Raw genomic sequence first — 23,319 nt, 5'->3', positions numbered from 1 at the left:
CGTTCTTGAGTGGTGAGTTCGCATAGTCGAAGTTGGCAGGCGCGTGCGGTTTGGCTACCAAGCGCCAGCGCCCGAGACGCCGGTCCGGTACTCTGCAATTCGACGAGTGGTGGCTGGTGAAGTCGATGCCGGTACCTTGTCGAGCGGGAACCAATCGGCCTCCTCAATCTCGATCACGTCGCCACGTTGTAGCCAGCTTCCGCTTGGCAAGTCTGCTCGGGCCACGAAGATGATGATGTGGTCATCCTTGCCCTCACTTCTACTGTGGTACACTCCCAAGACACGTTCGATCGAGGCGTGTGTAATTGCGACCTCCTCGGCGAGCTCCCGAGCTATCGCTTCGTTCGTGCTCTCGCCTTTCTTCACGCCTCCGCCAGGCAGATACCACTGATCCGTATAGGTGTGTCGCACCAGTGCGATCCGGTCGTCCTGATCCAGTAGAATAGCCCGTACGCCGATTGTTCGCGGTTTGGTGATGCGCCAAACCGCTTGAGCGGCCTTTCCGAGAAGCCGGTGGTGCCATGCCATTGAGTGCTCCTTCGGCGATCGCGGACGATGCTGGAGGGTACCGTACGAGTACGGGGGGCGCCATCTACGGCCGTGGAGAGAGCGTGTATACCGCCCCGGCGAAGCTCATCTCCGCCGCGATGTCGGCTTTGGCAGGGTTAGCGGAAGGCCCGCTTGTGGCCGCAGCGCCCACAAGAACCCGCAAGGCCGACCAACGTGCATCGACTAACGGACTTCTGAAAGTCGGTTGAATTTACTCCGTCTCAGAAGCCACCGGCCAACCAGCGAAACTGCGACGATGCCACAGGCGACAAGCAGCACCCGATCAACGGTGTCGACGAAGCTAGGCATGACGGGGGCGATTATCTTTATGCCGGCCACCTTGGCGAGAGCCAACGGGAGCCACGCGAAACGCAAGCGGCGCCACGCCTCGACCTTTCCAAAGAGATCGAAAAACAGCGCTGCCAGGATCAACGAGGACATCACCGCGGAGGTTATGTCGCCAGTCACGCGATTTTGGCGCCTTGTTGCATCTTAGGATCCTTAACGAGCGACCGGAAACGGCAATAGGGCTGTTAGCTCCGATGTGACTGCCTATTCCAGATCGCCGAGGGGCAGCGGCCGCAACGAGGCTGTGGTCCGGTCTAACCGGAGTCCTATCAGCGTTCGGTAACTTGACACGTAACCGGTAACCGATACCCTTTGTGCATGACAGACTTCGTCGCGGCTCACGGCAACGTATTCCTGGCACACCGCATGCGGCGCGCATCGGATCGTATCGTGGATCAGGTCGGCGGCATGCTTGCCTCGATGGGACTCGATGTGCCGCCTCGCGGTGCGTCGATGTTGCTGTTGCTCGACGATTGCGGATCGATTGGCGTCGTGGAGATCGCGCGGCGCTTACGCCTGTCACATCCATTGATTGTGCGCATGGCGCATCGATTTGAGGACCTCGGGCTCGTGACAGTCGCGCACGATCCGGAGGATGCGCGCCGGCGGCGCCTGATCACAACCGATAAGGCGCGCCGGGAAGCGACCGCGATCCGCGCATTCAATGAACGTCTCGCGTCCATGTTCGACCTCCTGTTTGCCGAGATCGATTGTCAGCTGCCCGCAGTGCTCGACCGGCTGGACGCGGCTCTCGACTCCGCCCCCATAGCTGCGCGGCTCGCCGCGCTGCCCGCTTCCGAAGGAGATGATCAATGACATGCGGGAAAGGTTTGATCCTGGCCCTGCTGCTTTCCTCGGCCGCGCCGTCGATCGCTCAGGTGCCTGTGAAGGATGCGATTGCGGCTCCTGCGAGCTCACTCACTCAAGCTGACCGGCAGGAAATCGTGGCCGCCTTGGCGAGCGCGCTGCGGGACAAATATGTGTTCTCCGATGTCGGTGAAAAGGCGGCTGCAACGCTCGAGAAACAGCTCGCCGCGGGAGAGTATGCGTCCCTTGATACACGCTCCGCGTTCGCGCAGCACCTGACCGACGCTCTAACGGCTATTGCGCACGACAAGCATATGCGGATCATCGCGCTCGATGGTCCGCCGCCCGGGCCGAGAGGGGCAATGCCGCGCGGCGAAGGCGGCGTTCTTCGCGCCGACAAGATCGCGGGCGGCATCGGCTATATCGAAGTCCTCGGCTTCCCACCGTTGCCTGCTTTCAAGCAGGCGATCGATCGGGCCATGGCCGGCCTTGTTGGTAGCCGTGCGCTCATCATCGACGCGCGTCGGAACGGCGGCGGTGATCCGGCTTCGGTCGCTTATCTCGTCAGTTTTCTCATCGCGCCGGGCCAGGCCATCAACACCATCGTCGTGCGAACTCCAAAGACCCATAACTACACTCGCGACCCCTTCTCAAGCACGCCGACCCCGGTCAACTTCGCTGGCGTTCCGGCCTATGTGCTGATTAGCAAGGATACGTTCTCGGGCGGCGAGGAGTTCGCCTACGACGTTCAATCGCTGAAGCGCGGTACCTTGATCGGCGAGATCACTGGCGGCGGGGCAAACCCAGTTAGCATGTCCGAGCTTGGACACGGACTGGGTGCACTGATCCCGTTCGGCCGTGCTGAAAATGCCGTTACCAAAACCAATTGGGAGGGGCGGGGCGTGCAGCCTGACATTGCCGTTCCAGCGGCGGAAACATTGCAAGTCGCGCTTGGCAAGACAGGTGGGCCGATGGTTGCGACCATTGATCAGGCGTCACGCGAGCGGGTTTTCACGCCGCGCTCGACGCCACATCCCGGGTCGGAAGCAGCACTGCGCGCGATTGTCGCGAGCTATGCGAAAGGCAGCCCGGACTATTCAATCATGGCGCCGGACGTTGCGGCGGAGACAAGGACCGCCTTGCCGAAGGTGCGACCGCAGATTGCTGCGCTTGGCTCGTTGCAGTCGATGCGCTTCGCCGGTCCGGATCCATTCGGAGGTGACGAGTATAAACTGCATTTCGCGCACGGCGATGTGATGATGGCGCTGGTACTTGATCCTCAAGGCAAGGTCGTTGCCCTATCAACGCCGATGCCGGTCCCCGCACAGTGAAAGGAAGCGGTCGTTTCGGGAGTGAGTTGCATTTATCGGCGTAACCGAGCCCGCTGCTGGCGCAGCGGGTCCGGGGACAAGAGCCGTTAGGTCACCGCCTCAGCGGGGGCAGCGCTGCGCTGCTTGGGGGGCTCCACGCTGCCCCCGCTGCCACGAGGCGGTGTCATTTCTATCTAGCGGAGAATGTGTCTTTTCTAACTGGCGGCAACATGGCGACCGGTTACTCTGTGCGAGTTACGACCTTTACTAGCCGCTGATCGACAAGCTCCAGCCAGCGATCCCGAACCTTGTTGTAGAGCGCCTCCGGCAGCTGTCCATAGACGATCGTCTCCGGCTTCGACCCAGGCACGACCCGCGTGTCCTGGTTCGGCCAAGGCGTGCGGTTCAGCTCCGACAGGATGATCCATGACCGCTCATCGTCGAGCTTGAGACGACGCTTCACGGCCTGCGGGATCTCGATCGCGAGCGCCGGTTCGGTCGGCGGGCTGTGCGTGATGGGAAGGACGAAGACCTCGGTACGGCCGTCGCGCATCTGTTGCGACAGCAGCAGCGCGCACGGCCGCTCCTTGCGGCCATCCTCGGCACCGCGGTCGGCCTCGCGCTTCCAGAGGTATTCGTAGCGGATGACCTGGCCAGGACGCGGCGTCGGTACGTCCACCCTCAATCCAGCTCGTGGTTGAAGGCCTTGGACTCCTCAGGCGCCTTCGAAGCGGCGACAGCGTCGCGCATCTCCTGCGTGACCTCGTCGAGAGACATGGCCACCCGGTCGCGGCTCTTCAGGCGGGTATATTCCTGCATCGACATGAGGACCAAAGCCTCGTCGCCGCGGTTCGTGATGGTAAGCGGCTCGACCAGCGCCCGCCGGCTGAAGCGGCCGAACGCCTTCGAGACCTCACCGGCTGTCGCTGACTGCACCATGGCTGATCTCCTCATCCGTATAATACGGATCTCACCCTCTCCTTTCAACCGCGCGTCGCTCCCGCTCACCGCGCAGTCGGTCGATCAGGTCGGTGTCGGCGTGCGACTGGATCAACCGTTCGAGAGCGTCGTCGGGCAGGCATCGCGGGTCCATGCGCGCCCCCTTCGGCTTCGGCGCCTGCCGGCCGAGCGCCAGTAGCTGGCGTCGGTTGCGGACTTCTACCAACAGGGTGCCGCGCTCTGCGCGCGTGAAGGCACGATCGAGGCCGTAGAGCCACCCTGCCCGCGCTTCCACGAGCATCGCCTCGCAGCGGGCCAGGTCGTCATCGTGGCGGCATTCGCGGATGCGCTCGACGGTCAGCGCGCGCGCTGTCTCGCGCGTGCGTTGATAGTGCTCGCTGCTCGGCGTCTCGAGGGCGAACAGCCGGTGCATGAGCCGGACCCAGGCACCCATGCTTTCCCACGCGAAGGGCTTTGCGGCCTTGCGCGCCGCGGGCCGATAGCTCTTCATCGGTGGAAGCGTGCGTGGTGGCTGCCTCTCCCCATAGAAGAGGTCGGGTTCGCGCCAGCTCACTCGACCGGCTCCAGATCCCGCAGCTCTGCCAGCTCGATCTTGGCGGTGCGCTCCGCGCCGACCGCATCGAAGAAGACGTAGCAGTGATCGTCGAAGGGAGCGCCGCACAGACGCCACACGACGCCTTCGCGCCCGAGATAACGCTGGATGCCAAAGGCAGGGTCGACCGAGCCCGGTGCGTCCACCAGCCGCACGCGCCGGCGCACGCCGAGCCAGTTGCTGGCCTTGCGCACGATCGCGTCTCTCTCGGCGCGTGTCAGGATCGATGGCCGGTCTGAGCGCGGCGGCCCGAAGGTAGCGGACGGGTCGCCCTTGATGCGCTCGAGCTTCTGCTCGATCGTCTCGATCGGGGCGCGCGCCCACTCGGGCGCGGCCGCGTTGCGACGATAGTGTGTCATCGTCGGCGAGGAGAAGAGATCCTGCTGATAGCCGATGACCCGGCGCCGACGCTGCGCTTCGGCATAGTCGGCGCGCCAGCGATCATCGTCCGTTTTCGGCTTGGGCGGCTCGTCGGCCAGTCGCACAAGCGCGAGCAGCTCCTCGAACTCGTCGCGGGACACCGTCGCGATCCGCGCGTCGTACCTCATCGCAGCACCCGGGCGACGTGACCGGCATAGACCGACACGACCTTCCAGTATGCGGCCATCGGTGCCTTGTGGCGGCGCCAGCAGTCGTCGGCCCGGACCTGCGCATCGCCCCGTAGCTCAAGCAGGAGCTGGCGCAGCTCTGCGCGCGCGACCGGCGAGAGCGTTTGAAGGCGCGCGACGCTTGGCAGCGCCAGCACCGGGTTGCGGACATGCGGATGACTCGACCGCGGCCGAGATGGGCCCGAGCGTTGCATCATGCCTCTCCACAATCGAGATCTTGCCGGTGGGTGATCGCCCCGATCGGCGCATGGTCGACGGCGAGCGCCATGCGCAGCGGCGAGACCCAGATGGCCTTGTCGGACAGTGTGAAGGTCTCGCCGAGCTTGGCGAGGAGCAGCGCCTCGCCGATCTCCTCGGCCATGCCCTGCGCCGCGGCCGAGGGGACGGCATTGCCGATCCATTCGCGTTTCTGCGCGTCGGAGCTGCCTTCGAGGTCGAACGGCTGCACCATGGACCAGGCGTTTCGTTCGCCGTCGAAGCGGAAGACCTGCTCGGGATCGAACAGCGACTGGAGTGCTGCGAGCTCGAGCGTGGTGAAGGGCCGGTGCCACGTACCGTCCGCGGCGATGATGCGCGCGATGACGCGATCGTTCGGCGCTGGCAGCGCGGCGAGTGGCTCGGGCTCAGGTAGCCTAGGATCCGCGACCGACCACTTGCCGCGGTCGTACTTGGCATAGCCGGGCACGGCGACGCTCGTGTCCTCCCATCCGAGGACGCCGTAATGCGCTTGGCTGTTGTAGCCGTGCTGGTCACGCCCGCCCGCACTGAGCCCGACGGGGCGAGGATCCGCGACCGATAGCGCACCGCCTGCAGGGTGGACCGCTCCGGTGACCACCTTGGCTGTATCGCTGAAGTCGGTGACGGCGAGGATGTTGCGGTGGGTGCCGGCCGCGTAGCCCGGCCTCGGGTCGGTGACCGGCTCGCCGGCCTCGTCGATCGGCACGATGCGGAAGACATTGCCGAGCTGTCCCGCCGCGGCCGCTTGGCGCGGATCCGAAATCGCGTACGGCCCGGTGCCGACCGACACGTCGGCCTTGATGCACGGCGACGGCGCCGACCATGGCCGGACACCGAGCTGGACGCTCTTCGGGTGCGCATCGAAGCGAGGATCGGCGACCGCATGCGCGCCGGCGCTCGGCTTGGGGCTCCCGCTGACCGTGGCAGCGCTCTCGCTCCAGCGCTTCACGCCGAGCACATTGCGATGGGTCGAGGCACCATAGTCCGGCCTCGGATCGGCGACGCTGTGCGCGCCATTGGTAGGGCCGTTGCGCCCCGTCACGGTGCCGGCATGCTGGTGCCAGTCGCGGACGCCAAGGACGTCGGCGTTCCAGTCGGCCGAGACCCGCACGTCTGCGACCGAGAAGCGGCCCTGCGCTGGTGCGCGCGCGGAGGTGAGGGTCGGCGCCGTGTCCGACCAGTCGAGCACGCCAAGTGCGTTCTCGCGCAACGCCTGCTCAGGCACGATGCCGAAGTCACGCAGCCGCCCGTCGATCACCGCCAGATCGTTCAGCGCGCGCCAGTCGCGCCCCGCGGGCACGAAGGCGAGCCGCACCCACGTCTTCCATTGCAGCGCCGGTACACGGTGCATCACGCCCGCGGCCGGATCTCCCGGCATCGGCAGCTTGCCGATGACCTCGCCGACGCCGCGCAGCCGCTTCTTGGCGGGCTGATAGATGAAGTTCGGCACCTTGGATGGGTGGCGGAACAGCCGCAGGAAGCGCTTGCGGCGCTGCGCGAGGCCGCCGATCGCGCCGCAGTCGTGGATGCTGTCCTCGACGTCGCTGACGACATAACCATAGGCGCGGTACAGCGCGTCGATCTGGGCGAGAAAGCGGGCGCCGCGCGCGGTCGCGATGCGCGGCACGTTCTCGAAGGCGACGATCGCGACCGGGTCGTCGCGGTACGCCTCAAGGCTGAGCATCATGCCGCGCGTCGTCAGGTCGTTGAGCGCCTGGTACTTGGCGGTCTCGGCCGTGCGCGCCGACAGCAGGCCGGAGAAGCCCTTGCAGGGATAGCTCGCGAACAGGACGTCGAGGCGACCGAAGACGCGGCGGATGTCGAGCGGCGTGGCCTCGCGCCAGCTCGGGTCCGGCGCCCGTTTATGGAAGGCGCGGTATTGGGCCTCGGAGAAGAGGTCCATCACGGTGCCCTTCACGCCCGTGAGACGCTCGAAGTTGCGGATCGCGCCCTCGTCGACATCGATCCCGCCTGCGCACTCGAAGCGGCCGCGCAGCGGCCCGACGCGAGGGTTGGCGGCGTTCATGCCGGCAGCGCCGGCGCCGAGCCCGCACGCCATGTGGCCGTGGCGGATCACCACCTCGGCGGTCGCGTGGCTGAATGCGTTCATGGTGAGGCTCCCGGATCCGGATGATCCGCCTCTCCCTTCCCCCCTTTCCTCTCCCGCGCTGGCTCGCCGCGACCAGACTCGATCAGCTACAGCATCAGCGCAGCTGGCTCGTCGCTGCGGGCAGCGGCCTCGTATCCTCGTCGCCATGCGCGATCGAGGCGACTGCCCGCGCGAAAGCCGCTCGCGGTGTTGCCGAAGACGAAGGCGCGCCAGCCTGCCTTGTCAGCCTCCCACTCCGCGTTCGTTGCAGTTGGACCGACCAACTTCATGATATCGAGCACAGGTCGCGAACGGGATTGACGTGCTCGAGCGGCGTGAGACTTAATGCTGCGCACCGACGATCTCCTGATCTTGAGAGGTGGGAATGCTCGACCTGGCTGCTGCGCCGACGCTCACCCCGCCCACTGCTCAGCCCTCGACCGCGCCGTCTCTGTGGCTCGTCGCCGGGCTTCTGATCGCGCATCAGGCGGCGCTCACCGTGATCCACTACATCGTCGGGCCTGCCATGGGACTCGACCCGGCCTCGGCAACGCTGACCGCGGCGACGATCGTGCTGGCGGCGCTGCTGATCTTCGGCCTTGTCGCCCTCGACACGCGGCGAGCAGGCCGCACGCGCGCTGTGCTTCTCACGACACCGGCATGGAACGGGCGCACCGCGGTCACGATGGTCATCGGCCTTGCCGTTGCGCAGATCCCGCTCGGGATCCTCGCGCTGCAGGGAGCAACGGTGTGGCAGTCGGGTGTCGGCAGCAACCTCGAGGTCGGCAGGGCGCTCGTCGCGTCTTTGTCCGGTCCTGCAGGGCTGGCGCTGCTCATCGCAACAGTGATCGTCGCGCCGATGGTGGAGGAGCTGCTCTACCGCGGCTATCTGCTCGGCACGCTGGTCGACCGCGGTTGGCGCGTCGCTGCGGTTCTGGTCTCGGCCTTCCTCTTTGTGACGCTGCACTTCGAGCCGGCGAACCTGGTCGCCTCACTGTTCCTCGGCCTCGGGGCCGGCATCTGCGCGCTGCGCACGCGCTCGATCGTGCCCAGCCTTCTCGTCCACATAGCCAGCAACGCCTTCGGCATGTGGTACGCGACCCTGGGCTCCTAGGTCGCGCTGGTTGGGCGGGCTCAGGCGCTACAGATCTTCGCGCATCATGATAGTCAGCACACGCCTTGTGACCGCCGCATCCGCCGGGTCCTCCGACCCGTACTCAAGCGCGAGGTCGTAATAGTCGATCGCGAAATGGACCGTGTGTCCTCGCAACTCGAACTCGCCACGGTGACGCTCACGATCCTCGCCGTCGAAGGTGTACGCCCGCAAAGCGGCCATGATCTCGATCTGCGCCGCCAGGGTCGACACGCCGGCCTCGGCGAATGTCGCGAGGCAGGCGCGGGTCATGACGATGCGCGCTCTTCGGTCCAGCCCCTGTCGGCAGCGATCATTGAGCGTGCCGATGATCTCGGTGCGAGATGAGCGAACGACGTTGTCCATGCTGAGTCCCTTCGGTAATCGGGTGGGATGCAGATCTTCGCGATCATCATCGCGCTGGTCGGCGCGGCCGCGTTCGAGGGCATGGCCCTGCTCTACCGGCGCCGCATCATACCGGCCGGGCCGCTCATCGCCCTAGCGACAAGCATCCTGCTCACGATGGTCGGCCTGACGATCGTCGGCCTCGCGCCGGGGCAGCTGGTCATCGTCAACCAGGCTTCTGCCACGAGCGATCAGTGACATTCACGCGGCGAGCGGCTCTCCCGGTTGCCGCGTCATCAATCCGGCATTGAAGCGCTCAAGCCAGCTCTGCATCGTCGGCCGCTCGCCAACCGGCACCATGGCAGCGACGTCTTGGAAGCGGATCAGGTCGCGCGGCGCGTCGCGCCAGATCCGATCGATTTCGCGCGACGGCAGCAGGCCCTCTGCGCGGATGAAGTCGGTCATGCGGCCGGGGCGCGCCTTGGTCGACCGGCGCCACAGCCCCTCGACCGTATGCAGCCGCGGCGCGGCGCGCGCCTCGACGAGCACGATGAGGCGCAGGCACCAGCGCGGCAGCTCGCGGATCTCCTCGGGCCGATTGGCGATGCACAGCCAGCACGCCGATTTTGGGGGCACTGGGAGGCCCTCGGCGATGATGCGCGCCACGCAAGCGTCACGGTCCCAGCCCCACTCGCGCAGCGGCGAGCGGCAGTCGTAGAGTGGGTCCTCGATCGACAAGGCGTGGTTGGCCCGCAGCGTATCGCGCGGGCCTGCGTCATAGCCGATCAGCCGAATGACCCGCTGGCCACGCGCCCAGGCATCTTTCGCCGGCTGCCAGCTCGCGAGAAACGCGTCCTGTGGCGCCTTCTTGTATTTGAGGCTGCAGCTCGACCCGCCCAGGCTCTTGCTCGGCAGCGTTGCGTTGGTCAGGCACATCTCCAGCAGCCCATAGTAGGGCGGCCAATGCTTGAAGCGCTTGGGAATGTACGAGACCAGCTCGTGCCGGATGCCGTGTGCATCCATCCACGGCCGGATCACGTCGAGATAGGCATAGGTCCCCGGCTTCTCCACGCCGGTGTCGGCGCTCAGCACCAGGTCGGGCTTCTGCCCGCGCGCGACCAGCTCGACGAGAAGCGCGGTACTGTCCACGCCGATGCCGTAGGCGAGCACGACCGGAGGGGGCGGCATGTCCATGTCAGACTCCTCGACCGGTGAAGGTAGCGACGACGCCCGCAAGAGATGCGGCCTCGGTCAGCGCAGCCCTGACCGCGGCCTCGGCGATCGCCGGCATGCGGAAGGTGATGGAGGTGCCGCGAGCGATCGGGTCGGGCGAGATCGCGATCGGCCGCCTGCCCGTCCACGCCGCGGCGGTGATGTGTGCACTCCACCCTTGATGTGCGGCACGCGACCAGGAGCGGACGATCACGTCTCGTCCGGCGAGGCTGAAGATGCCGAACCGTGGCAGCGGGTGAGCGAAGATGGAACCCGGCTCCTCAAGCCCATGGCCATCGTCGCTGAGCTGCAGCAGCCGATCCCCGGCTGCGCCGATCACTGCGACGTCGACGCGGGCAGCGCCGCTCGCGCGAGCTGCCTGCAAAAGTTCGAGCAGGACGTCGGTGATGCTGTCGGCGAACAGCTCCTGCACCGTAGCGACCGCGCTCGGCGCGGCGGTGAGTGCGATCGAGGCGGGGAGCATGGCGGTCTCCTTCTCGCGGGCCCAATCCCGCGACCACCTGCTCCCCTCTCCTCTCCCTCGCTCAGGGCTGAGCGGCCTCGGTCAGCTTGATCCTCGCGGCTTTCAGCCGACGCACGCTCTCGGCCAGAAAGAGCCCTTCCGACTCAAGCGGCGACACGGTCGCGAGGCGCTCGGCCAGATCGCTCAACCGGCGATCGATGGCGTCCGCGGTCACCGTGATCTCGTCGACGGTAAAGTGGATGGCGGAGGGCGGAGGGCGCAACCGCAGCGGCTGGCGCACCTCGGGTCGGCTCTCGGTGGAAGCATGGATGCTCCAGAGATGCGCTTCGGCATCGAAGAGCTCGTCGAAAGCCTGGCTGGAGTTGCCGACGTTCACGATCCACTGCTCGCCGTCGCGTTCCATGAAGCCGGTCGCGTAGATCCGTCCCGGGCTGTCACTATCGTCGACCCTGCCAAGTTCTTCGCCGGCCGCAGCGAGTCCCTCGACGTCGCGGCCAGTAAGGCGCCAGGCATCGAACCGCTCACCCTCTTCACAGGCGGTGAGATAGTGCGCCGTCGCGATCTTCCACGCCGCGTTCACGCGTTCGAGATCATCCTCGAACGTGGTCGGCTCAGTGCTCGGCAGCAGAGGATGACCGCGTTCCGCCGTCCAGGCGGCGAGCATCACCATGTTGGCATCGACGAAGTCGTGCGAGGCACATGTGCCCTCCGGAGCCACCCGGTTGCGCAGCCGCATGTCCTGCCACTGCAAGGCCGTCAGCTCGAGAGCGAGCCCGCGCGCGAAGGCGCACGCGAGCGCCTCGACCGCGGCCGACGCTAGCACCTCGTCCCAGTCGGCGCCGGCGTAGATGGTGGTCAGCTCGCCCACGGCATCGCGCCGGCTGAAGCTGAACCGCGGCGCTTCCGAAAATTCCCGCTTCGACGGGTCGGCATAGTCGACCCAGACCTGCGCGGCCTCGCCCATCGGTCCCACACAGGGGCCGAAGCTGGGCGCGGTGTCATGGTGCCAGCTCATTTCCGACCAGCGCTCCGGGATCGGCATCATGGTTGCGACCGGATAGTCCGGAAATTGCCACGGCCAGTTCCGGTCCACGGCCTCGGTGGTGAAACGGTCGGCCAGCGAGACCATGCTGCCGCCCGCCATCTCGCGATAGGCCGCGATCGTCTCGGCATCGCCATCGGCGCCGGCGATGAGCGTCCGCAGAACGTAGGGCCATGTCGCCATGCTGACGGACACGTTGAGGAAGCCGTTCCAATGGATGTCGTCGGTGTAGCCCGGGAAGGTCGGACCTTCTCCGAACGTCCAGAGGACCGGGCGCATGAGGTAATCGGCTGACGCGGGCACGGACTCGGGCATGAGGTAGCTCCTCGCCGGCTCATTCCGGCGTGTCCGCTCCCTCCCCTCTCCTCTTTCGCGGCTCGGATCAGTGCGGCTACGCCGCGTGCCGAGCCGAGGCTGCCATCATCGTCGTGGCGGCCCCGAAGCGCCGTAGCGTCGCCGCCATCTCCGGCCGTAGCTTCGCCTTGCTCGCGACGACGATTTCGGCCGCGATCGGCGTGCCGTCGGCATCGGCGTAGCCGGCCGCGAGTTGCCCATCACCGACCTCAACCCGGATCAGCTGTCCACGAACGGGGGCTGGCCCGACGTGCCGCACGGTAAACTCACCGAGCTTGCCCACCAGACCCTGGATCAGCTTGCCCCATCGGATATGGCCTGCCGCCATGTTCTCGTCCTCGCCGTAGCCGCGATCCAACCAGGTGCGCAGGTGGGTGCGCTGCTGCAGCTTGGTGTTTCGCGTCCGCTCCATCGTCCGGCACAGCGGTAGCGCGCTCGCGATACCATCAAGCAGGCGCAGGTCCTCGTCCTGCAGCGCGACCAGGATGTCGTCGATCTCGCGGCCGGAAAGCGCTTCCACCAGCTGCTGGCGCAGGGCGGGGCCGGTGACCTGCCGGCGTCCGCCTAAGCTCGCGGTCGGCGTGTAGTCGCCGGCGTGAACGAAGCCAGCATCCGTGAGGATCATAAGCGTCATGGCCTCGGCGCCGGGTCGATCGCGCACGATCCGCAGGAAGTCCCACTTTGCGCGCGCGGGATCTCCGCCAGCAAGGTCGCCATCGCTGAGGATGACGAGACGCCGCGACCATCGGGCCGGTCGAGCCTCATCACCGGGCTTCGGCCAGCTGCTCGGCAACGGCCGCGCCGGCGTGACCGGGATGACGGCGGCCGGCATGTTGCTCTGGCGGTGCAGCGCCAGGTTCGCGCGCCGCGCCGCGTCGAACAGGTCGGTGCGGTCGCCACCTCCGTCAGTGAAGCCTTGGTCGTAGGCAGCACGGCGAGTTTCGAGCGGCGCATTGCACGGAATCCCGTCCGGGTAGTGGTGTGGCCAACCTACGTGCGCCGCGTACCAGCCATCGGCATAGCGGTTGGCGACGTCCCAGTCGTAGCCACACCGATCGCGGCCGTTGAGGATGGCAAGCTCGCGTTCGTTCGCCTTGCCTTCGCGTGCCTCCTTCTCGGTGAACGCGAAGTTCTTGGCGTGGCGCTCGGCTTCGGCCTCGACGCGCATCTCCTCGAACACAGGGCGGGTTGCGATCACACGCGCGTGGCTGCGGGCTTGGCGCTCGGCGAGCGGCGCGTTGGGTGGCAGGTCGGGATAGTCGCGCCACGCCTTGGCGAGCGCCTCCGCATGGGCGGGCCTGCGGCCACGTGCCAGCCACGTTGCGGCATCAGCGGGGTTGAAAGCGGCATCAGGCATGATGGCCTCGCTGGTCGACGCGCCCTCAGGCGCGAGCAGGTGGGTCAGGCGGCTGTTAGGCGCGCGTGTGCGGTCGCGGCCTCGTCCGGGAAGGCGGTGGCGAGGTTCGTGTGCAGCCTCTCGAAGTCTGCAACGGGGAACGTACCGTCCGGTCCAGGGCGCGTGGTCTGCAGCGCGCCGATCACCAGCTCGGTGACATCGGGCCGATGGATGGTGGCGACGCTGCCCTCGTAGCTGATCGGAGGAGCAAAGCCGCCGTCGATCCAGCGCGCCAGGCCGTTCTCGACGGCTTCAGCATAGGCCTGGACAGCCTCGTCCTCCTCGTCGTCGATGCGGAGCGACAACGTCCGGTACACACCGAAATCGTGACGATTGGCGAGCGGCTTGAGGCGGCAGCCTGCCGGCGGCTGACCGTAACGTGCGATGATTGCGAGCTTATAGGCGAACACCTCATAGGCATTCACCGCATCGAAGTCGGGCGTGTGGCCCAGCTGCGCGCAGTCTTCTTCGGCGGGTGCACCGCCAAGGTCGATGACGTCGGACATGGGAGGATCTCCTTCGATCCGCATGGATCGGCACTTCCCTCCCCCTCCTCTCTTGCTTGGCAGAGCAATTGCGTGCCGGCAGGAGGTGCCCATGCCTCAGCACCTCAGCCTCGTTGCCATCGTCGTCGATGAATACGACACCGCAATCGACTATTATGTCGGCACGCTCGGCTTTGAGTTGCGCGAGGACGCGGTACAGAGCCCGACCAAGCGGTGGGTGGTGGTCGCACCGCACGGAGCCTCCACGGGACTGTTGCTCGCTCGCGCAGCCGACGAGCGGCAGCGGCACGCCATCGGCAATCAGAGCGGTGGCAGGGTCTTCCTCTTCCTCGAGACCGACGACCTGGTGCGCGACTACCAGATCTACCGGGAGCGTGGCGTTCGCTTCGTCGAGGATCCTCGGCACGAGGCTTATGGTGTCGTCGTCGTGTTCGAGGATCGATACGGCAACCGCTGGGACCTCATTGAACGTGCCGTCGGGTGAGGGCGTGACGAACGATTGCCGGCACCCGAAGCGTCTTAAATCATTAACCAATTTTAGTTATTGGCGCGCGACCGCCGGAGAAGCGTGTCGACGCAGGACGGGACCTGCGTGTCGCAGGGAAGAAACATGCAGAACCCCTATAATGAAGGGCTGGCGCACGCGCGTCGGAAGGGATCGACTGCCGCCGATTGCCCCTACAGTTCGGTTCTGATGGCGCATGAGCGCCAGCAGTGGCTTTCTGGGTTCCTGTCCAGGCAAGCCCACGTGCACGCGCCTACGGCGAAGGAGCAAGGCAGCCGCGAGCTCCCCCTTCTTGCCGATGTCTACGCCTGATCCTTCTCGACGCTCGCCGTGGGGAAGCGTTCTTCGATTACCAGTGTCTGCCATTGCAGACGGTCACGTCCAAGCGCTGTGGCCCGATCGAGCATCTGCTCAAGAGTGGTGCTCAAGCGGTTGAGCGAAGCCGCGTAATCGGTGTCGAGCTCGTCAGCCTGCTGCGACGTGGGGGAAACCGTGGCTCGTGCCTTTCGGTGAGCCTTGCTCAACGCAGGCATGTGCCGCTGTTCGATACCTTCAAGCTCGATAGTGGCTTCCTCACGCAACTCTTCAGGCACGGCCTTGAGGCGGGCGAGGAGCCCGGTAATCCGTGCCTCTGCCATTCGCGCGTCGATGTTCATCGGCAGGGTAGCAGTCAGGGGCTTCGGTCGCGGAGCGGTCCCTTCGGAAGGTCCAGCTAGCTCGATGTATCCCATACCTGTCGCGTAAAGCATTCCGCCTACGAGGATGAGCACAACGGCGAGCGACTTGACGACATTGCTGCTGAGCAGCTCGGCTATCTGCTGCAGCGGACTCGCGGGATCGGCGCCAACGCCGTCTCCAAATTCAGCGAACTGTGATGTCATGAAGTTCGCCGCGGAGAGAAACACGCCAAGCAGTCCGCAGTTAAGTCCGATATCGAAGCCGCCCTTTGGCGATGTGGGCTGACGGTGGTCGTCCATGTTGAAGTCCCTCCGTTACAGATCACGACCAAAGCGCTGACGCTTCATGGCCGCCTGCGCGGGTCCATCGAAGCTGCCGAGCGTCTTCAGCCGATCGGTCTCGAGCGTGCTGGCGAGATCGGCGGGCAGCTCGGCATGGGACGCTGCAACGGCAATCGCCGCGGCCGCGCTAGGCAGCTCGCGCGGGCTCGTGCCTTCCCAGACGAAGGTCTCTCGCTCGCCCTTGTCTTCCGGGTCCGGGCGCGAGACCTGGACGTAGAAGGTGTCGAGCGGTCGGTCCCATCCGATCGCGACGGAGACGCCGGCGGTTCCGGCGAAGGTATGTCGGCTCATCGTCCAATCTCCCTCGAGGGTTAGTCGGCCAGCGTGATCCACTCAGCGTGCCACGGCCGCGGGTGAGGCGCAAAGCGCAACGCGCCCGGGACGGTGAGGTGCGTGGTCATCCGCTCGACCAGCCAATCGACGTAGTTCTGGCCCTCGGCCATGTCCTCAGCGAGCAGCTCGTCGAGCATCGCCGACTGGCGCGCCTGCGCGTCCGACAGCAAGGACCAGTCCAGCGCGTCGAGAAAGCGCTCACGCCGCTCGATGTAGCGCGCGATGCGCGCGAGGTCGGCCCGCGCGATGGCGAGCGCATCCTGGATCCACATGGTTCGTGCTCCTCAGGCGGCGATCAGCGCGGGCTCGGCGCTGGCGATCGCAGGGTTGGAGAGATTGAGTTCGCGGGTGAGGCGCTCGGCAAAGCGAGCAGTGTTCAGCAGCTCGGCCATGCCGGCATGCCGATTGGGTTGCTCGATCCCGTTCACGACGGCGCGATAGGCGACCTCGCGTCCCTCGTACCGTCCGCCGACCCGAACAACGACGGCGACCTCGGGCGCAGCGAGGATGACGTAGCCGGACTCGGCCGTCGTGCCCTGCCAGGAGACTACGGTGTAGCTGCCATCGATGAGGTGCAGCGCCGACGCCAGCTTCTCCAGCTCGGCCCGCGCGTCCATGTGGAAACGCTCCTTCGCAACCTGGTCGTAGGCGACGCCACGGATGGCGATGGAGAGCAGCGTCGGGAACCGCCGCAGCGCGTCGATCCTGCGCCGGCAGGCATGCAGCAGCGCCGAACGCGGCGCGCGGTTGGTCGAGACGACCGCCATATGGCGCGCCAGCAGGACCATGGCAGGGTCGCTGTCAGGATCGACGCCGGCATTGCGGCAATCAGCAAGCGCCTTGGTCATCGCCTGCAGGGTGACGGTGATCGTGGGCAGCGAGGCTGCATCCATCGCCTGATGGTGGCGGAACGGCACGTCGAAGCTCATGACGCCTGACTCCATGTGAGAGGACCTGGCGCGACACCTCACGCCCGCCTCTCACTCCCCCCTCTTCTCCGCGGCTCTGGATCCTCCCCGTGGTCGTCAGCCCCTCGGGGCTGGTCGCCCTGGCGCTTCACGGGCTCGGGCTCGCTAGTCTCCGGTCAAGGCGCGCGAAAGGATGGTGCCGGTTTCGGCAACCTCTTTCCGCGGGCACTCAGTCGATCAGCTCGACGCCGAGCGAGGCAAACGTGCTCGCCTGATCGCGCGCATCGTAGCGGGCCGCGTCGCACAAGCCTTTGAAGTCGGGCCCGTCGTAGGTGGCGAAGCCAAGATGGCTGCAGCCGGTAATCCGCTGCCCGACGACGCCGACCTTGCCGGCTGGCACCCAGTCCGCCCAATCGCCCCAGGCGGCGCGCACGCCGATCTCGCCGATCGCAGCCTCGTAAGATGCGATCGCGCGCAACACGTGGCTGTCTTTGGGCTGCAGCACCTCGCCAGTGAAGGCGGAGTAGCGCTGCGGACGCCAATGCCGCGCAGTCTGGCGCGCGAGATCACGCTCGAGGTCGAAAACCGGTTTCGCAGCGAAGCGAACTCGGCCTCGAAGCCGAGGATCACCAGCGACCAGTCGACGTCCTCTTCGTAGTAGATGCTGTCGAGGCGCAGCGCCTCCGGCATCGCGGCCTGGCGCTCATGCGATAGAACGAAGCCTCCGTGCGAGGCGGTGGTCACCGACCATACACCGGGCAGGCGTTGCTCGGCAGTCTGAGGTGCGTCCCAGAGGGTGTGAATAGGTGCGGGGGTTGAGGCAAAGGCGGGCATGATGATCTTCTCCCTGATCGACGTCCTTCCTCCCCCCTCTCTCTAGCCGCGAAGCTGGAAGGTGGTGCTTTATACCGCTCCTCCACCTCGGCCGAGCGCGCAGCGAGCTCCAAGCAACATCGAGTAACCCGATAAATAAACTTACCCGGTAAACATGGGCCTGCCTTCGCGCGAGCTTCGCCTCTCACAAGACAGGCGCTCGCCCTTTCGCCACTTGGCGGGATCGACGAAGTAGCCTGCGTGCGCTCCTAGCTGGCGGCGCTGCGCCAGCTGGTAAGCAGCGACATATCGCTGCGCGCGCTCGGGATCGCTTTTCAGGTAGCTGGTGGCCGGGACGGCAAGCCCAGCCGCGATCATCGCGTCGCCAAGGTCCTGCCCGCCCACATCGACGGTCCCGATCGGCCGTCCGTAGCTCTGCTTGCCCGTCAACCGGATCGTGGCCGGGTTCGCCTTGAGCAGCTTGGAGGCATAGTCCTGTGCGGCCTTGCCGCACGGCCAGCAGCCTGACGTCGTGCGGCACATCTGGCGCTTCTCGAAGGCGTCGGCGCCGAACAAGCGGATGTCGATCGAGACGGTGTCGCCGTCGATCGCGCGGCCATCGGCGGTGATCGCGCCGCTTTGGTCTGACCGCGGCGCCGCACCGGTGCAGGCAGCTGCGATGAGTGCGAGGCCGAGGATCAGGCGCATGCGCTCACCTCGTCGATCGGCGCGTGCGCGCGCTCGATCACGCGCCAGGGCTGCATCCGGTCGCCGGTGAGCAGCAGTACGACGTCGAGGCCTTCGGCCTGCATTCGCTGCGCTACACGCCGGGCGTGAAGGGCGCTGCACAGTCGCCAGCGCAATGGGGAAAGGGGGGCGTCTTCCATGTCAGGCTCCATCAGGCTGGCATTGCAGATGCGGGCGACTTCGCGAAGACTGTCGCGTGGACCTTCGTCACCGGCACGACGGTCCACGGCAGATCGCGGAAGTTGCGGATACGGTAGTGGCCGAAGCCCGAGGCGCAGCGAACAGTGATCCGGCTGCCCCGCTTCACAACGATGAACTCGGTGCCGGAATGCCCATCCTCAAAGCGGATCGGCACGGGGAAGCGTACGCGCATGCCGTCGTCGATCCGCCGCGCGCGCTGGCGCAGCCGCGCAAGACAGCGTCGACGCCAGTCCAGCGCCCCCTCGTTGTCGGTTGCCGGCAGGAGGCGAAGGATGCGTTCCGGGCATTCGTCCGAGCACGGACCCGCGTTCTCGGTCATGTCCTTATAGGCGAAGACGTATCCGGCCGCGGCGTTCGGCGTCCACCGCACCTCACAGATCACGGCGATGACGGAGGTGGCGACACCGTTCTCGAGCAGCTCGACAGCGGCATACCACGCGCGGTTTCCGGGGCACGCGCTTGCGATGACGCGCGCACCGCGCGTGCCGCCACCATCCTGCTCGCGCGAGTAGGTGTATTGGTCGTTCAGATAGGCCTTGGGCGTGGCGTGCCCGCCCATGCCGCTGCGAGGCATTGAAAGCCAACCCATGTCGGGTTCTCCTATGGTCGTGGATCATGCCGCGAGCTTCACCGCGTCGGTCGCCTCGGCCGAGAAGGTGCGAAGATAGGCGAAGGCCTGCTCTGCCTTGGTCGCGGCGACGAAGATCGCGCTCTTGTCGGCCCGCAGCACTCGCAGCCAGTCGGCGACGTAGTTGGCGTGGCTGTCATGGATCTCGGACGGCAGGCCGAGGTCACTGCAGACCATCGCGCCGGTAAGCTCGGCGACCAGCTCTTCGACGCAGTACGCCTTGTCACCGAACTTCTTGCCGAAGGTCCGATCCAGTCGCGACGAGTGCCCGGTCCAATGGGCATGCTCATGCGCGAGGATGGACGCGTGCGCGTCGGCCGACTTGAAGCTGCCGGCGTGCGGCATCTGGATGTAATCGAAGGTGTAGCTGAAGAAGGCGCGATCACCGCCGCGGCGGATCTTCGACGGGATGGCCGCGAAGAAGGCATCGATGCGATCCTGTCGCGCCGAGAGCAGCGTCGGTGTGGGCGGCGCCGGACGCGGGTAGAAGTAGCCCGGCAGGCCCTCGATCTCATCGGCATTGAAGACGGTGTACGAGCGCAGGAAGCGGATCAGCTTGTCGGCCGAGATCCCCTCAAGGTTGGGCTGGCCGCGCTTGCGGAAGGTCGAGCTGTAGACCGAAAAAGACGGCTGCGCGTCGCGGCGCACCTGCCCGCCAAGCTCCTCGGCCTGGCGCGCGGTCATCCAGTAGCGGCTCCGGAAGCCGAGAAAATCGGCCATGACCCAGAGCCAGATGGAGTTGATGCCGAGGTACGGCGTGCCCTCGTGGCGCAGCGGACGGCCGCCCTCGCCAGTGATCGACCATGGGCGCTGCCACGGCACGGTGCCGGCCTCGAGTTTGGCGATGATGGTGTCGGTGATTGCGGTCGCGATGTCGCGGGTGCCGGCGGGCATGGCGCAGGCTCCTCGTGATGGAGTTTGGAAAAGAAGCTGCCGGCGCCGCGGTGAGGCAGCGCCGGCAGCGAGGTTGCCCAGCGGGTGTGCTGTTACTCGGCCGCGACCACGTCGTTCACGGTGTCGTCGTTCTGGTGCTCGGGCGGAGTGACGTCGCCGGTGCCGCTGCTCTCGCCATCGACATCGGTCGTGCCGTCACCAGCGGGCTCGCCGGCGTCTTCACCGATCAGCGCTGCCAGGTCGTCGTCCTCGCCGGCGCCGGTGCCGTCGCCGATCAGACCGGCGAGCTCGGCCTGCCCGTCGTCCTCGACCGCCCCGCCGGAGGCGACGTCGTTGAAGCGCATCGCGGCCGGCACCCAGGCGAGCGCCTTCTCCTTCACCTCGGTCTCGACGATCGCGTCGCCGGCGAAAAGCTTCTGACACGACGCCGAGATCTCCGGCTTCTTGCTGCTGGCGTTGCGGCTGGTGAGCGACGGGCCACCGACCTCGTCGAGCAGCGACAGCAGCGCGCCCTTGGGCACGCGATCGAAGAAGTTCTCTGACGTCGGGCGCCACCAGCTGGCGACGTCGACCTCGAGGATCGTGGCAAGGCGGTTCTGGAGCGGGATCTGCTTGGGCGCGCCGTAGCCCTCCTTGGCGTCGAACGACGTGGCCACGATCCACGCCAGCCACTTGGCCTTGGTGTCGTCGGAGAGGACGCGGAACGCCTCGAAGCGCGCCACCTTGTTGTCCGGCTCGGACCAGCTCGCATCCAAACCGTCGTAGACTTCGGCGAGGTAGTCGCGCGCGCGCGAGCCCGGCACGCCGGTCGCAGGCACCGCATCCTGCGGCAACGGCGCACGGATGGTCGTGCCGTTGCCGTCGTTGCGGTAGTTACGCCCCTCGATCATGACGAAGATCATGTAGTCGAGCGCGAGACCGGGGTTGGCCTGCAGCGCAGCACCGAGAACGTCGCGCCGCTGGATCGCGAGCTGATCCATCAGGACCTGGCTCATCGGCTTGCCGCCCGGTGCGGCCCGGTCGGGCTCGACGATCGACGTGGTGTTGCCGCGGCCGATGGTGTGCCCCGCCCCCTCCTCGATGCGGAACGTTGCGACCGGTGCGGGACGCTCGGAGTCTTCGCCATCGCCTTCGGCCCCGTCGTCCGACGCATCATCCCCGTCGTGCTCGCCGGGATCGTCCTCCGCCACGTCCGGCTCGACCATCGTCACCGTGATCGGCGTCTCGCTGTAGAAGACATCGTCGAGCACCATCTCGCCGGTGTGCGAGAGTGTCAGGAAGGCGCCAACGCGGGAGGCCACCTCCGGGGGCATCATGACCGGCCGATGCTCGAGCGCGTCGAGTTCCGCCGCGAGCGTGTCGTACTGGCCCTCGATCTCGATGTGCGCCTCGTCGCTGAGTGTGCCGCTCTCGAGCTGCTCCTGCAGCGGTGCCAGCAGCGCCTCGATCTCGACCGCGCGCGCGCCCTGCTCCTCGGTCATCGGCTCGGTCGGCAGGTAGACGCGGTAGAGACCATGCGCGGCGTTGTAGGTGCTGCTCGACGCGACCGGGCGGATCCAGGCGAGGCCGCGCTCGTCGCCGATGCGCTTGGCCTCGGCTTCCATCTTCTCGCCCGCGAGTCTCTGGACGATCTCCGGATTGGTCCAGCGATCGTCGCCGTCGCTGAACAGCTCGCGCTCGATCACGCCACCTGCCGCCTCATACGCCTCGGCGCCGACGAGCAGGGCAACCGGATCGCTCGAGCGCATATCGTCATTGGCGATCGTGCGCCGGATCGTGTCCGGCGTGTTGTAGCTGCTGTGGCCATAGGCGTTCCACACCTTGAGCTGGCGCTCATGGCTGGCGGTCGTGCCGTACGCCTTGGCCATCTCGAGGCTGATCTTCTCGTCGGCGAGCGCATCGAAGATCGGCTCCGCCAAATTGGCGAGCCGGAGACGCCCCTCGACGAAGCGGCGGGTCACGCCGAAGCGCCGCGCGAGCCCATCGATGTCGCCGCCCTGCGAGAGGATGAGCTGGAAGCCGCGGCACTCGTCAGCCGGGTTCATGTTGTCGCGCTGGAAGTTCTCGACCAGCGACACCTCGGACAGCTCGCTCTCGGCACCCGTCATCAGCTTGACCGGCACGTCATACTCATCGGCGTTGATCTCGCCGCGCTCGGCAAGCAGCATGAGGCCGCGGTAACGGCTCTCGCCGGCGACGACGCCGTAGTGGCCGCGCGGCTTCTTGAGCGGCGTCACGATCAGGTTCTGCAGGATACCATTAGCGGCGATGCTGATCGCGAAGCTCTCGGCCTTGTCGGCGCGACGCTTGCGCACGTTGACGTCGGAGAGGACCAGCTTCGACAGCTTGACGGACTGGATCATGGGAAATCACCCTTATCTGAGCATCCGACGTTCTGCCGGACACCAGCTCCCCTCCCCCTTCTCTCCATTGCTCGGGGCTGCCTCGGAACGTGACATGTGCTTGCCCGTTCAGTGTTGCTGCGGAAGCGCCTTGAGGTATGACGATGCCGTCGCGTCCGCGACCGTCCCCCTGACTACCGGGATCCAAAATGACCGAAGATACGAACCCCGTCGAACTGGCGACCGAGCTGACGATCGCGTGGCTGTCGAACCCGAACACGCGCACCTCGGCCGACGACGTGCCGGCGTTCCTGAAGACGATGCACGATGCCGTGGCGAACCTGAGCAGCGCTTCGCCCGAGGCAAGCTCGGAGCCGGCGCAGTCGGAATACACGCCCGCGGTATCGGTCCGTAAGTCGCTCGCGAACAAGGACCACATCATCAGCATGATCGACGGCAAGCCGTACAAGACGCTGCGCCGCCATCTGTCGACCAACGGTCTGACGCCGGACGAGTACCGCGAGCGCTACAACCTGAAGCGCGACTATCCGATGGTGGCCGAGACCTACAGCGAGGCGCGCCGCACGATGGCCAAGAAGATCGGGCTCGGCCGCAAGCCTGGCCAGAAGGTCGCCGAAGCTGCCCCGGAGGCGCCCGCGCCTAAGCCGCGGCGCTCCAAGGCGAAGGCGACCGAGACGACTGAGGCATAACTAAAGGGCCGGCTCGTGCGTCATGCCGAGCCGGCCCCTCAATCTACCCGCTCGGCCGGTTTCTTGGGACTCAAGCGGGATCGACTCGACAGCGTTGAGCGGAAAGCTCAACCTGCCCCTCCAGCGTTGAGAGGCCGAGATGAGCAACACGGAATTGAACGACAGTCAGCTCCTGACCCAGGCCAAAACCGCCCTGCGCCAGAAAGATGCCGGTCGCGCTGACGCGTTCTTTGCCGAACATGCTGAGC

Annotated in this window: 33 protein-coding genes and 2 pseudogenes; 7 read left to right on the top strand and 28 right to left on the bottom strand. The window is 66.4% G+C overall.

Annotated features, from left to right (window positions below):
- Positions 1-54: 54 nt before the first annotated feature.
- Both FHY05_RS17845 and FHY05_RS17840 read right to left on the bottom strand, forming a co-directional pair.
- Positions 55-528 (bottom strand): NUDIX domain-containing protein, encoded by a 474-nt coding sequence (locus tag FHY05_RS17845; RefSeq protein WP_183945775.1) that lies wholly within the window; start codon positions 526-528, stop codon positions 55-57.
- 204 nt (positions 529-732) lie between these two features.
- A complete protein-coding gene (locus FHY05_RS17840) occupies positions 733-990 on the bottom strand; it encodes a hypothetical protein (protein ID WP_183945774.1) in 258 nt (85 codons plus the stop codon).
- Between the two features lie 225 nt (positions 991-1,215).
- On the opposite strand from FHY05_RS17840, the gene FHY05_RS17835 reads away from it, so the two are divergent.
- Positions 1,216-1,713 carry a MarR family winged helix-turn-helix transcriptional regulator gene (locus FHY05_RS17835; protein ID WP_183945773.1) on the top strand — a complete coding sequence of 166 codons (498 nt, stop codon included), beginning with the start codon at positions 1,216-1,218 and terminating at the stop codon, positions 1,711-1,713.
- A gap of 14 nt (positions 1,714-1,727) precedes the next feature.
- Positions 1,728-3,035, top strand: coding sequence for a S41 family peptidase (locus FHY05_RS17830; protein ID WP_221191289.1), 1,308 nt, complete (start codon positions 1,728-1,730; stop codon positions 3,033-3,035).
- Between the two features lie 220 nt (positions 3,036-3,255).
- Here the strand turns inward: FHY05_RS17830 and FHY05_RS17825 are convergent, their stop codons facing one another.
- The 7 genes from FHY05_RS17825 to FHY05_RS17795 form a co-directional block, all read right to left on the bottom strand.
- Positions 3,256-3,693, bottom strand: a complete 438-nt coding sequence (locus FHY05_RS17825; protein WP_183945771.1) for a hypothetical protein — start codon at positions 3,691-3,693, stop codon at positions 3,256-3,258.
- Between the two features lie 2 nt (positions 3,694-3,695).
- Positions 3,696-3,953 (bottom strand): type II toxin-antitoxin system Phd/YefM family antitoxin, encoded by a 258-nt coding sequence (locus FHY05_RS17820; protein ID WP_132911182.1) that lies wholly within the window; start codon positions 3,951-3,953, stop codon positions 3,696-3,698.
- A 31-nt stretch (positions 3,954-3,984) separates the two neighbouring features.
- On the bottom strand, positions 3,985-4,464 hold the full coding sequence (locus FHY05_RS17815; RefSeq protein ID WP_183945770.1) for a hypothetical protein: 480 nt from the start codon (positions 4,462-4,464) through the stop codon (positions 3,985-3,987).
- A 59-nt stretch (positions 4,465-4,523) separates the two neighbouring features.
- Positions 4,524-5,114 carry a hypothetical protein gene (locus tag FHY05_RS17810; RefSeq protein WP_183945769.1) on the bottom strand — a complete coding sequence of 197 codons (591 nt, stop codon included), beginning with the start codon at positions 5,112-5,114 and terminating at the stop codon, positions 4,524-4,526.
- Positions 5,111-5,311, bottom strand: coding sequence for a hypothetical protein (locus FHY05_RS17805; RefSeq protein ID WP_260181680.1), 201 nt, complete (start codon positions 5,309-5,311; stop codon positions 5,111-5,113). Before FHY05_RS17805 ends, FHY05_RS17810 begins: the two co-directional genes overlap by 4 nt.
- Before the next feature lie 56 nt (positions 5,312-5,367).
- Positions 5,368-7,521 carry a DNA cytosine methyltransferase gene (locus FHY05_RS17800; protein WP_183945767.1) on the bottom strand — a complete coding sequence of 718 codons (2,154 nt, stop codon included), beginning with the start codon at positions 7,519-7,521 and terminating at the stop codon, positions 5,368-5,370.
- An 86-nt stretch (positions 7,522-7,607) separates the two neighbouring features.
- Positions 7,608-7,802 (bottom strand): hypothetical protein, encoded by a 195-nt coding sequence (locus tag FHY05_RS17795; protein ID WP_311732515.1) that lies wholly within the window; start codon positions 7,800-7,802, stop codon positions 7,608-7,610.
- An 83-nt stretch (positions 7,803-7,885) separates the two neighbouring features.
- On the opposite strand from FHY05_RS17795, the gene FHY05_RS17790 reads away from it, so the two are divergent.
- Positions 7,886-8,614 (top strand): CPBP family intramembrane glutamic endopeptidase, encoded by a 729-nt coding sequence (locus FHY05_RS17790; protein ID WP_183945766.1) that lies wholly within the window; start codon positions 7,886-7,888, stop codon positions 8,612-8,614.
- A gap of 27 nt (positions 8,615-8,641) precedes the next feature.
- Here the strand turns inward: FHY05_RS17790 and FHY05_RS17785 are convergent, their stop codons facing one another.
- A complete protein-coding gene (locus tag FHY05_RS17785) occupies positions 8,642-8,998 on the bottom strand; it encodes a DUF3768 domain-containing protein (RefSeq protein WP_221191287.1) in 357 nt (118 codons plus the stop codon).
- A 27-nt stretch (positions 8,999-9,025) separates the two neighbouring features.
- On the opposite strand from FHY05_RS17785, the gene FHY05_RS17780 reads away from it, so the two are divergent.
- A complete protein-coding gene (locus FHY05_RS17780) occupies positions 9,026-9,235 on the top strand; it encodes a hypothetical protein (protein ID WP_183945765.1) in 210 nt (69 codons plus the stop codon).
- A 3-nt stretch (positions 9,236-9,238) separates the two neighbouring features.
- Here the strand turns inward: FHY05_RS17780 and FHY05_RS17775 are convergent, their stop codons facing one another.
- From FHY05_RS17775 to FHY05_RS17755, 5 genes are all read right to left on the bottom strand, one after another.
- Positions 9,239-10,171: a hypothetical protein gene (locus tag FHY05_RS17775; protein WP_260181679.1), complete on the bottom strand. Its 933-nt coding sequence runs from the start codon at positions 10,169-10,171 to the stop codon at positions 9,239-9,241.
- Position 10,172: 1 nt separating this feature from the next.
- Positions 10,173-10,622 carry a hypothetical protein gene (locus FHY05_RS17770; protein WP_183945764.1) on the bottom strand — a complete coding sequence of 150 codons (450 nt, stop codon included), beginning with the start codon at positions 10,620-10,622 and terminating at the stop codon, positions 10,173-10,175.
- Between the two features lie 112 nt (positions 10,623-10,734).
- A complete protein-coding gene (locus FHY05_RS17765) occupies positions 10,735-12,030 on the bottom strand; it encodes a hypothetical protein (RefSeq protein WP_183945763.1) in 1,296 nt (431 codons plus the stop codon).
- A 76-nt stretch (positions 12,031-12,106) separates the two neighbouring features.
- The gene (locus FHY05_RS17760; RefSeq protein ID WP_183945762.1) at positions 12,107-13,426 is read right to left on the bottom strand and encodes a hypothetical protein; all 1,320 of its coding nucleotides are present in this window, start codon (positions 13,424-13,426) and stop codon (positions 12,107-12,109) included.
- Positions 13,427-13,470: 44 nt separating this feature from the next.
- Positions 13,471-13,971 carry a hypothetical protein gene (locus FHY05_RS17755; RefSeq protein ID WP_183945761.1) on the bottom strand — a complete coding sequence of 167 codons (501 nt, stop codon included), beginning with the start codon at positions 13,969-13,971 and terminating at the stop codon, positions 13,471-13,473.
- Positions 13,972-14,062: 91 nt separating this feature from the next.
- On the opposite strand from FHY05_RS17755, the gene FHY05_RS17750 reads away from it, so the two are divergent.
- Together FHY05_RS17750 and FHY05_RS17745 are read left to right on the top strand one after the other, a co-directional pair.
- The gene (locus FHY05_RS17750; protein WP_183945760.1) at positions 14,063-14,455 is read left to right on the top strand and encodes a VOC family protein; all 393 of its coding nucleotides are present in this window, start codon (positions 14,063-14,065) and stop codon (positions 14,453-14,455) included.
- A gap of 126 nt (positions 14,456-14,581) precedes the next feature.
- Entirely contained in the window at positions 14,582-14,788 is a 207-nt protein-coding gene (locus FHY05_RS17745; protein WP_183945759.1) for a hypothetical protein, read from the top strand.
- Here the strand turns inward: FHY05_RS17745 and FHY05_RS17740 are convergent.
- From FHY05_RS17740 to FHY05_RS17695, 12 genes and pseudogenes are all read right to left on the bottom strand, one after another.
- Positions 14,779-15,453, bottom strand: a complete 675-nt coding sequence (locus FHY05_RS17740) for a hypothetical protein (RefSeq protein WP_183945758.1) — start codon at positions 15,451-15,453, stop codon at positions 14,779-14,781. The genes FHY05_RS17745 and FHY05_RS17740 overlap by 10 nt on opposite strands.
- A gap of 15 nt (positions 15,454-15,468) precedes the next feature.
- Positions 15,469-15,786 carry a hypothetical protein gene (locus FHY05_RS17735; protein ID WP_183945757.1) on the bottom strand — a complete coding sequence of 106 codons (318 nt, stop codon included), beginning with the start codon at positions 15,784-15,786 and terminating at the stop codon, positions 15,469-15,471.
- A 20-nt stretch (positions 15,787-15,806) separates the two neighbouring features.
- Positions 15,807-16,100, bottom strand: a complete 294-nt coding sequence (locus FHY05_RS17730) for a hypothetical protein (protein ID WP_183945756.1) — start codon at positions 16,098-16,100, stop codon at positions 15,807-15,809.
- A gap of 12 nt (positions 16,101-16,112) precedes the next feature.
- Positions 16,113-16,757 carry a hypothetical protein gene (locus tag FHY05_RS17725; RefSeq protein WP_183945755.1) on the bottom strand — a complete coding sequence of 215 codons (645 nt, stop codon included), beginning with the start codon at positions 16,755-16,757 and terminating at the stop codon, positions 16,113-16,115.
- 208 nt (positions 16,758-16,965) lie between these two features.
- Positions 16,966-17,241 carry a hypothetical protein gene (locus FHY05_RS17720; protein ID WP_183945754.1) on the bottom strand — a complete coding sequence of 92 codons (276 nt, stop codon included), beginning with the start codon at positions 17,239-17,241 and terminating at the stop codon, positions 16,966-16,968.
- Positions 17,242-17,247: 6 nt separating this feature from the next.
- Positions 17,248-17,376: pseudogene (locus tag FHY05_RS22920) on the bottom strand (hypothetical protein); the annotation flags it as partial.
- 20 nt (positions 17,377-17,396) lie between these two features.
- Positions 17,397-17,570, bottom strand: a pseudogene (locus FHY05_RS22915) (DUF7007 domain-containing protein); the annotation flags it as partial.
- Positions 17,571-17,711: 141 nt separating this feature from the next.
- Complete coding sequence (locus FHY05_RS17715) at positions 17,712-18,257, bottom strand: thermonuclease family protein (RefSeq protein WP_183945753.1); 546 nt, start codon at positions 18,255-18,257, stop codon at positions 17,712-17,714.
- On the bottom strand, positions 18,248-18,436 hold the full coding sequence (locus FHY05_RS17710; RefSeq protein WP_183945752.1) for a hypothetical protein: 189 nt from the start codon (positions 18,434-18,436) through the stop codon (positions 18,248-18,250). Before FHY05_RS17710 ends, FHY05_RS17715 begins: the two co-directional genes overlap by 10 nt.
- 11 nt (positions 18,437-18,447) lie before the next feature.
- Positions 18,448-19,086: a DUF6927 domain-containing protein gene (locus FHY05_RS17705; protein WP_183945751.1), complete on the bottom strand. Its 639-nt coding sequence runs from the start codon at positions 19,084-19,086 to the stop codon at positions 18,448-18,450.
- Between the two features lie 24 nt (positions 19,087-19,110).
- Positions 19,111-20,019: an ArdC family protein gene (locus tag FHY05_RS17700; RefSeq protein WP_183945750.1), complete on the bottom strand. Its 909-nt coding sequence runs from the start codon at positions 20,017-20,019 to the stop codon at positions 19,111-19,113.
- A 92-nt stretch (positions 20,020-20,111) separates the two neighbouring features.
- Positions 20,112-22,382, bottom strand: coding sequence for a ParB/RepB/Spo0J family partition protein (locus FHY05_RS17695; protein WP_183945749.1), 2,271 nt, complete (start codon positions 22,380-22,382; stop codon positions 20,112-20,114).
- A gap of 188 nt (positions 22,383-22,570) precedes the next feature.
- Here FHY05_RS17695 and FHY05_RS17690 point away from each other — a divergent pair, with 188 nt between their 5' ends.
- Complete coding sequence (locus FHY05_RS17690) at positions 22,571-23,071, top strand: MucR family transcriptional regulator (RefSeq protein ID WP_183945748.1); 501 nt, start codon at positions 22,571-22,573, stop codon at positions 23,069-23,071.
- Between the two features lie 70 nt (positions 23,072-23,141).
- Here FHY05_RS17690 and FHY05_RS17685 read toward each other — a convergent pair whose 3' ends face one another.
- Entirely contained in the window at positions 23,142-23,312 is a 171-nt protein-coding gene (locus FHY05_RS17685; RefSeq protein ID WP_183945747.1) for a hypothetical protein, read from the bottom strand.
- Positions 23,313-23,319: the final 7 nt, after the last annotated feature.

This window comes from Sphingomonas sp. BK580, from assembly GCF_014194975.1.
Taxonomy (GTDB): domain Bacteria; phylum Pseudomonadota; class Alphaproteobacteria; order Sphingomonadales; family Sphingomonadaceae; genus Sphingomonas.
The sequence above is the reverse complement of the archived record's forward strand: the minus strand, read 5'-3'. Positions and strand labels throughout refer to the sequence as shown.

Coding starts and splice junctions, on each gene's coding strand:
- FHY05_RS17845 (WP_183945775.1), bottom strand. CDS start 528: ATGGCATGGCACCACCGGCTTCTCGGAAAGGCCGCTCAAGCGGTTTGG.
- FHY05_RS17840 (WP_183945774.1), bottom strand. CDS start 990: ATGTCCTCGTTGATCCTGGCAGCGCTGTTTTTCGATCTCTTTGGAAAG.
- FHY05_RS17835 (WP_183945773.1), top strand. CDS start 1,216: ATGACAGACTTCGTCGCGGCTCACGGCAACGTATTCCTGGCACACCGC.
- FHY05_RS17820 (WP_132911182.1), bottom strand. CDS start 3,953: ATGGTGCAGTCAGCGACAGCCGGTGAGGTCTCGAAGGCGTTCGGCCGC.
- FHY05_RS17815 (WP_183945770.1), bottom strand. CDS start 4,464: ATGAAGAGCTATCGGCCCGCGGCGCGCAAGGCCGCAAAGCCCTTCGCG.
- FHY05_RS17810 (WP_183945769.1), bottom strand. CDS start 5,114: ATGAGGTACGACGCGCGGATCGCGACGGTGTCCCGCGACGAGTTCGAG.
- FHY05_RS17800 (WP_183945767.1), bottom strand. CDS start 7,521: ATGAACGCATTCAGCCACGCGACCGCCGAGGTGGTGATCCGCCACGGC.
- FHY05_RS17790 (WP_183945766.1), top strand. CDS start 7,886: ATGCTCGACCTGGCTGCTGCGCCGACGCTCACCCCGCCCACTGCTCAG.
- FHY05_RS17785 (WP_221191287.1), bottom strand. CDS start 8,998: ATGGACAACGTCGTTCGCTCATCTCGCACCGAGATCATCGGCACGCTC.
- FHY05_RS17780 (WP_183945765.1), top strand. CDS start 9,026: ATGCAGATCTTCGCGATCATCATCGCGCTGGTCGGCGCGGCCGCGTTC.
- FHY05_RS17775 (WP_260181679.1), bottom strand. CDS start 10,171: ATGGACATGCCGCCCCCTCCGGTCGTGCTCGCCTACGGCATCGGCGTG.
- FHY05_RS17765 (WP_183945763.1), bottom strand. CDS start 12,030: ATGCCCGAGTCCGTGCCCGCGTCAGCCGATTACCTCATGCGCCCGGTC.
- FHY05_RS17760 (WP_183945762.1), bottom strand. CDS start 13,426: ATGCCTGATGCCGCTTTCAACCCCGCTGATGCCGCAACGTGGCTGGCA.
- FHY05_RS17755 (WP_183945761.1), bottom strand. CDS start 13,971: ATGTCCGACGTCATCGACCTTGGCGGTGCACCCGCCGAAGAAGACTGC.
- FHY05_RS17750 (WP_183945760.1), top strand. CDS start 14,063: ATGCCTCAGCACCTCAGCCTCGTTGCCATCGTCGTCGATGAATACGAC.
- FHY05_RS17745 (WP_183945759.1), top strand. CDS start 14,582: ATGCAGAACCCCTATAATGAAGGGCTGGCGCACGCGCGTCGGAAGGGA.
- FHY05_RS17740 (WP_183945758.1), bottom strand. CDS start 15,453: ATGGACGACCACCGTCAGCCCACATCGCCAAAGGGCGGCTTCGATATC.
- FHY05_RS17735 (WP_183945757.1), bottom strand. CDS start 15,786: ATGAGCCGACATACCTTCGCCGGAACCGCCGGCGTCTCCGTCGCGATC.
- FHY05_RS17730 (WP_183945756.1), bottom strand. CDS start 16,100: ATGTGGATCCAGGATGCGCTCGCCATCGCGCGGGCCGACCTCGCGCGC.
- FHY05_RS17725 (WP_183945755.1), bottom strand. CDS start 16,757: ATGAGCTTCGACGTGCCGTTCCGCCACCATCAGGCGATGGATGCAGCC.
- FHY05_RS17715 (WP_183945753.1), bottom strand. CDS start 18,257: ATGCGCCTGATCCTCGGCCTCGCACTCATCGCAGCTGCCTGCACCGGT.
- FHY05_RS17710 (WP_183945752.1), bottom strand. CDS start 18,436: ATGGAAGACGCCCCCCTTTCCCCATTGCGCTGGCGACTGTGCAGCGCC.
- FHY05_RS17705 (WP_183945751.1), bottom strand. CDS start 19,086: ATGGGTTGGCTTTCAATGCCTCGCAGCGGCATGGGCGGGCACGCCACG.
- FHY05_RS17700 (WP_183945750.1), bottom strand. CDS start 20,019: ATGCCCGCCGGCACCCGCGACATCGCGACCGCAATCACCGACACCATC.
- FHY05_RS17695 (WP_183945749.1), bottom strand. CDS start 22,382: ATGATCCAGTCCGTCAAGCTGTCGAAGCTGGTCCTCTCCGACGTCAAC.
- FHY05_RS17690 (WP_183945748.1), top strand. CDS start 22,571: ATGACCGAAGATACGAACCCCGTCGAACTGGCGACCGAGCTGACGATC.
- FHY05_RS17685 (WP_183945747.1), bottom strand. CDS start 23,312: ATGTTCGGCAAAGAACGCGTCAGCGCGACCGGCATCTTTCTGGCGCAG.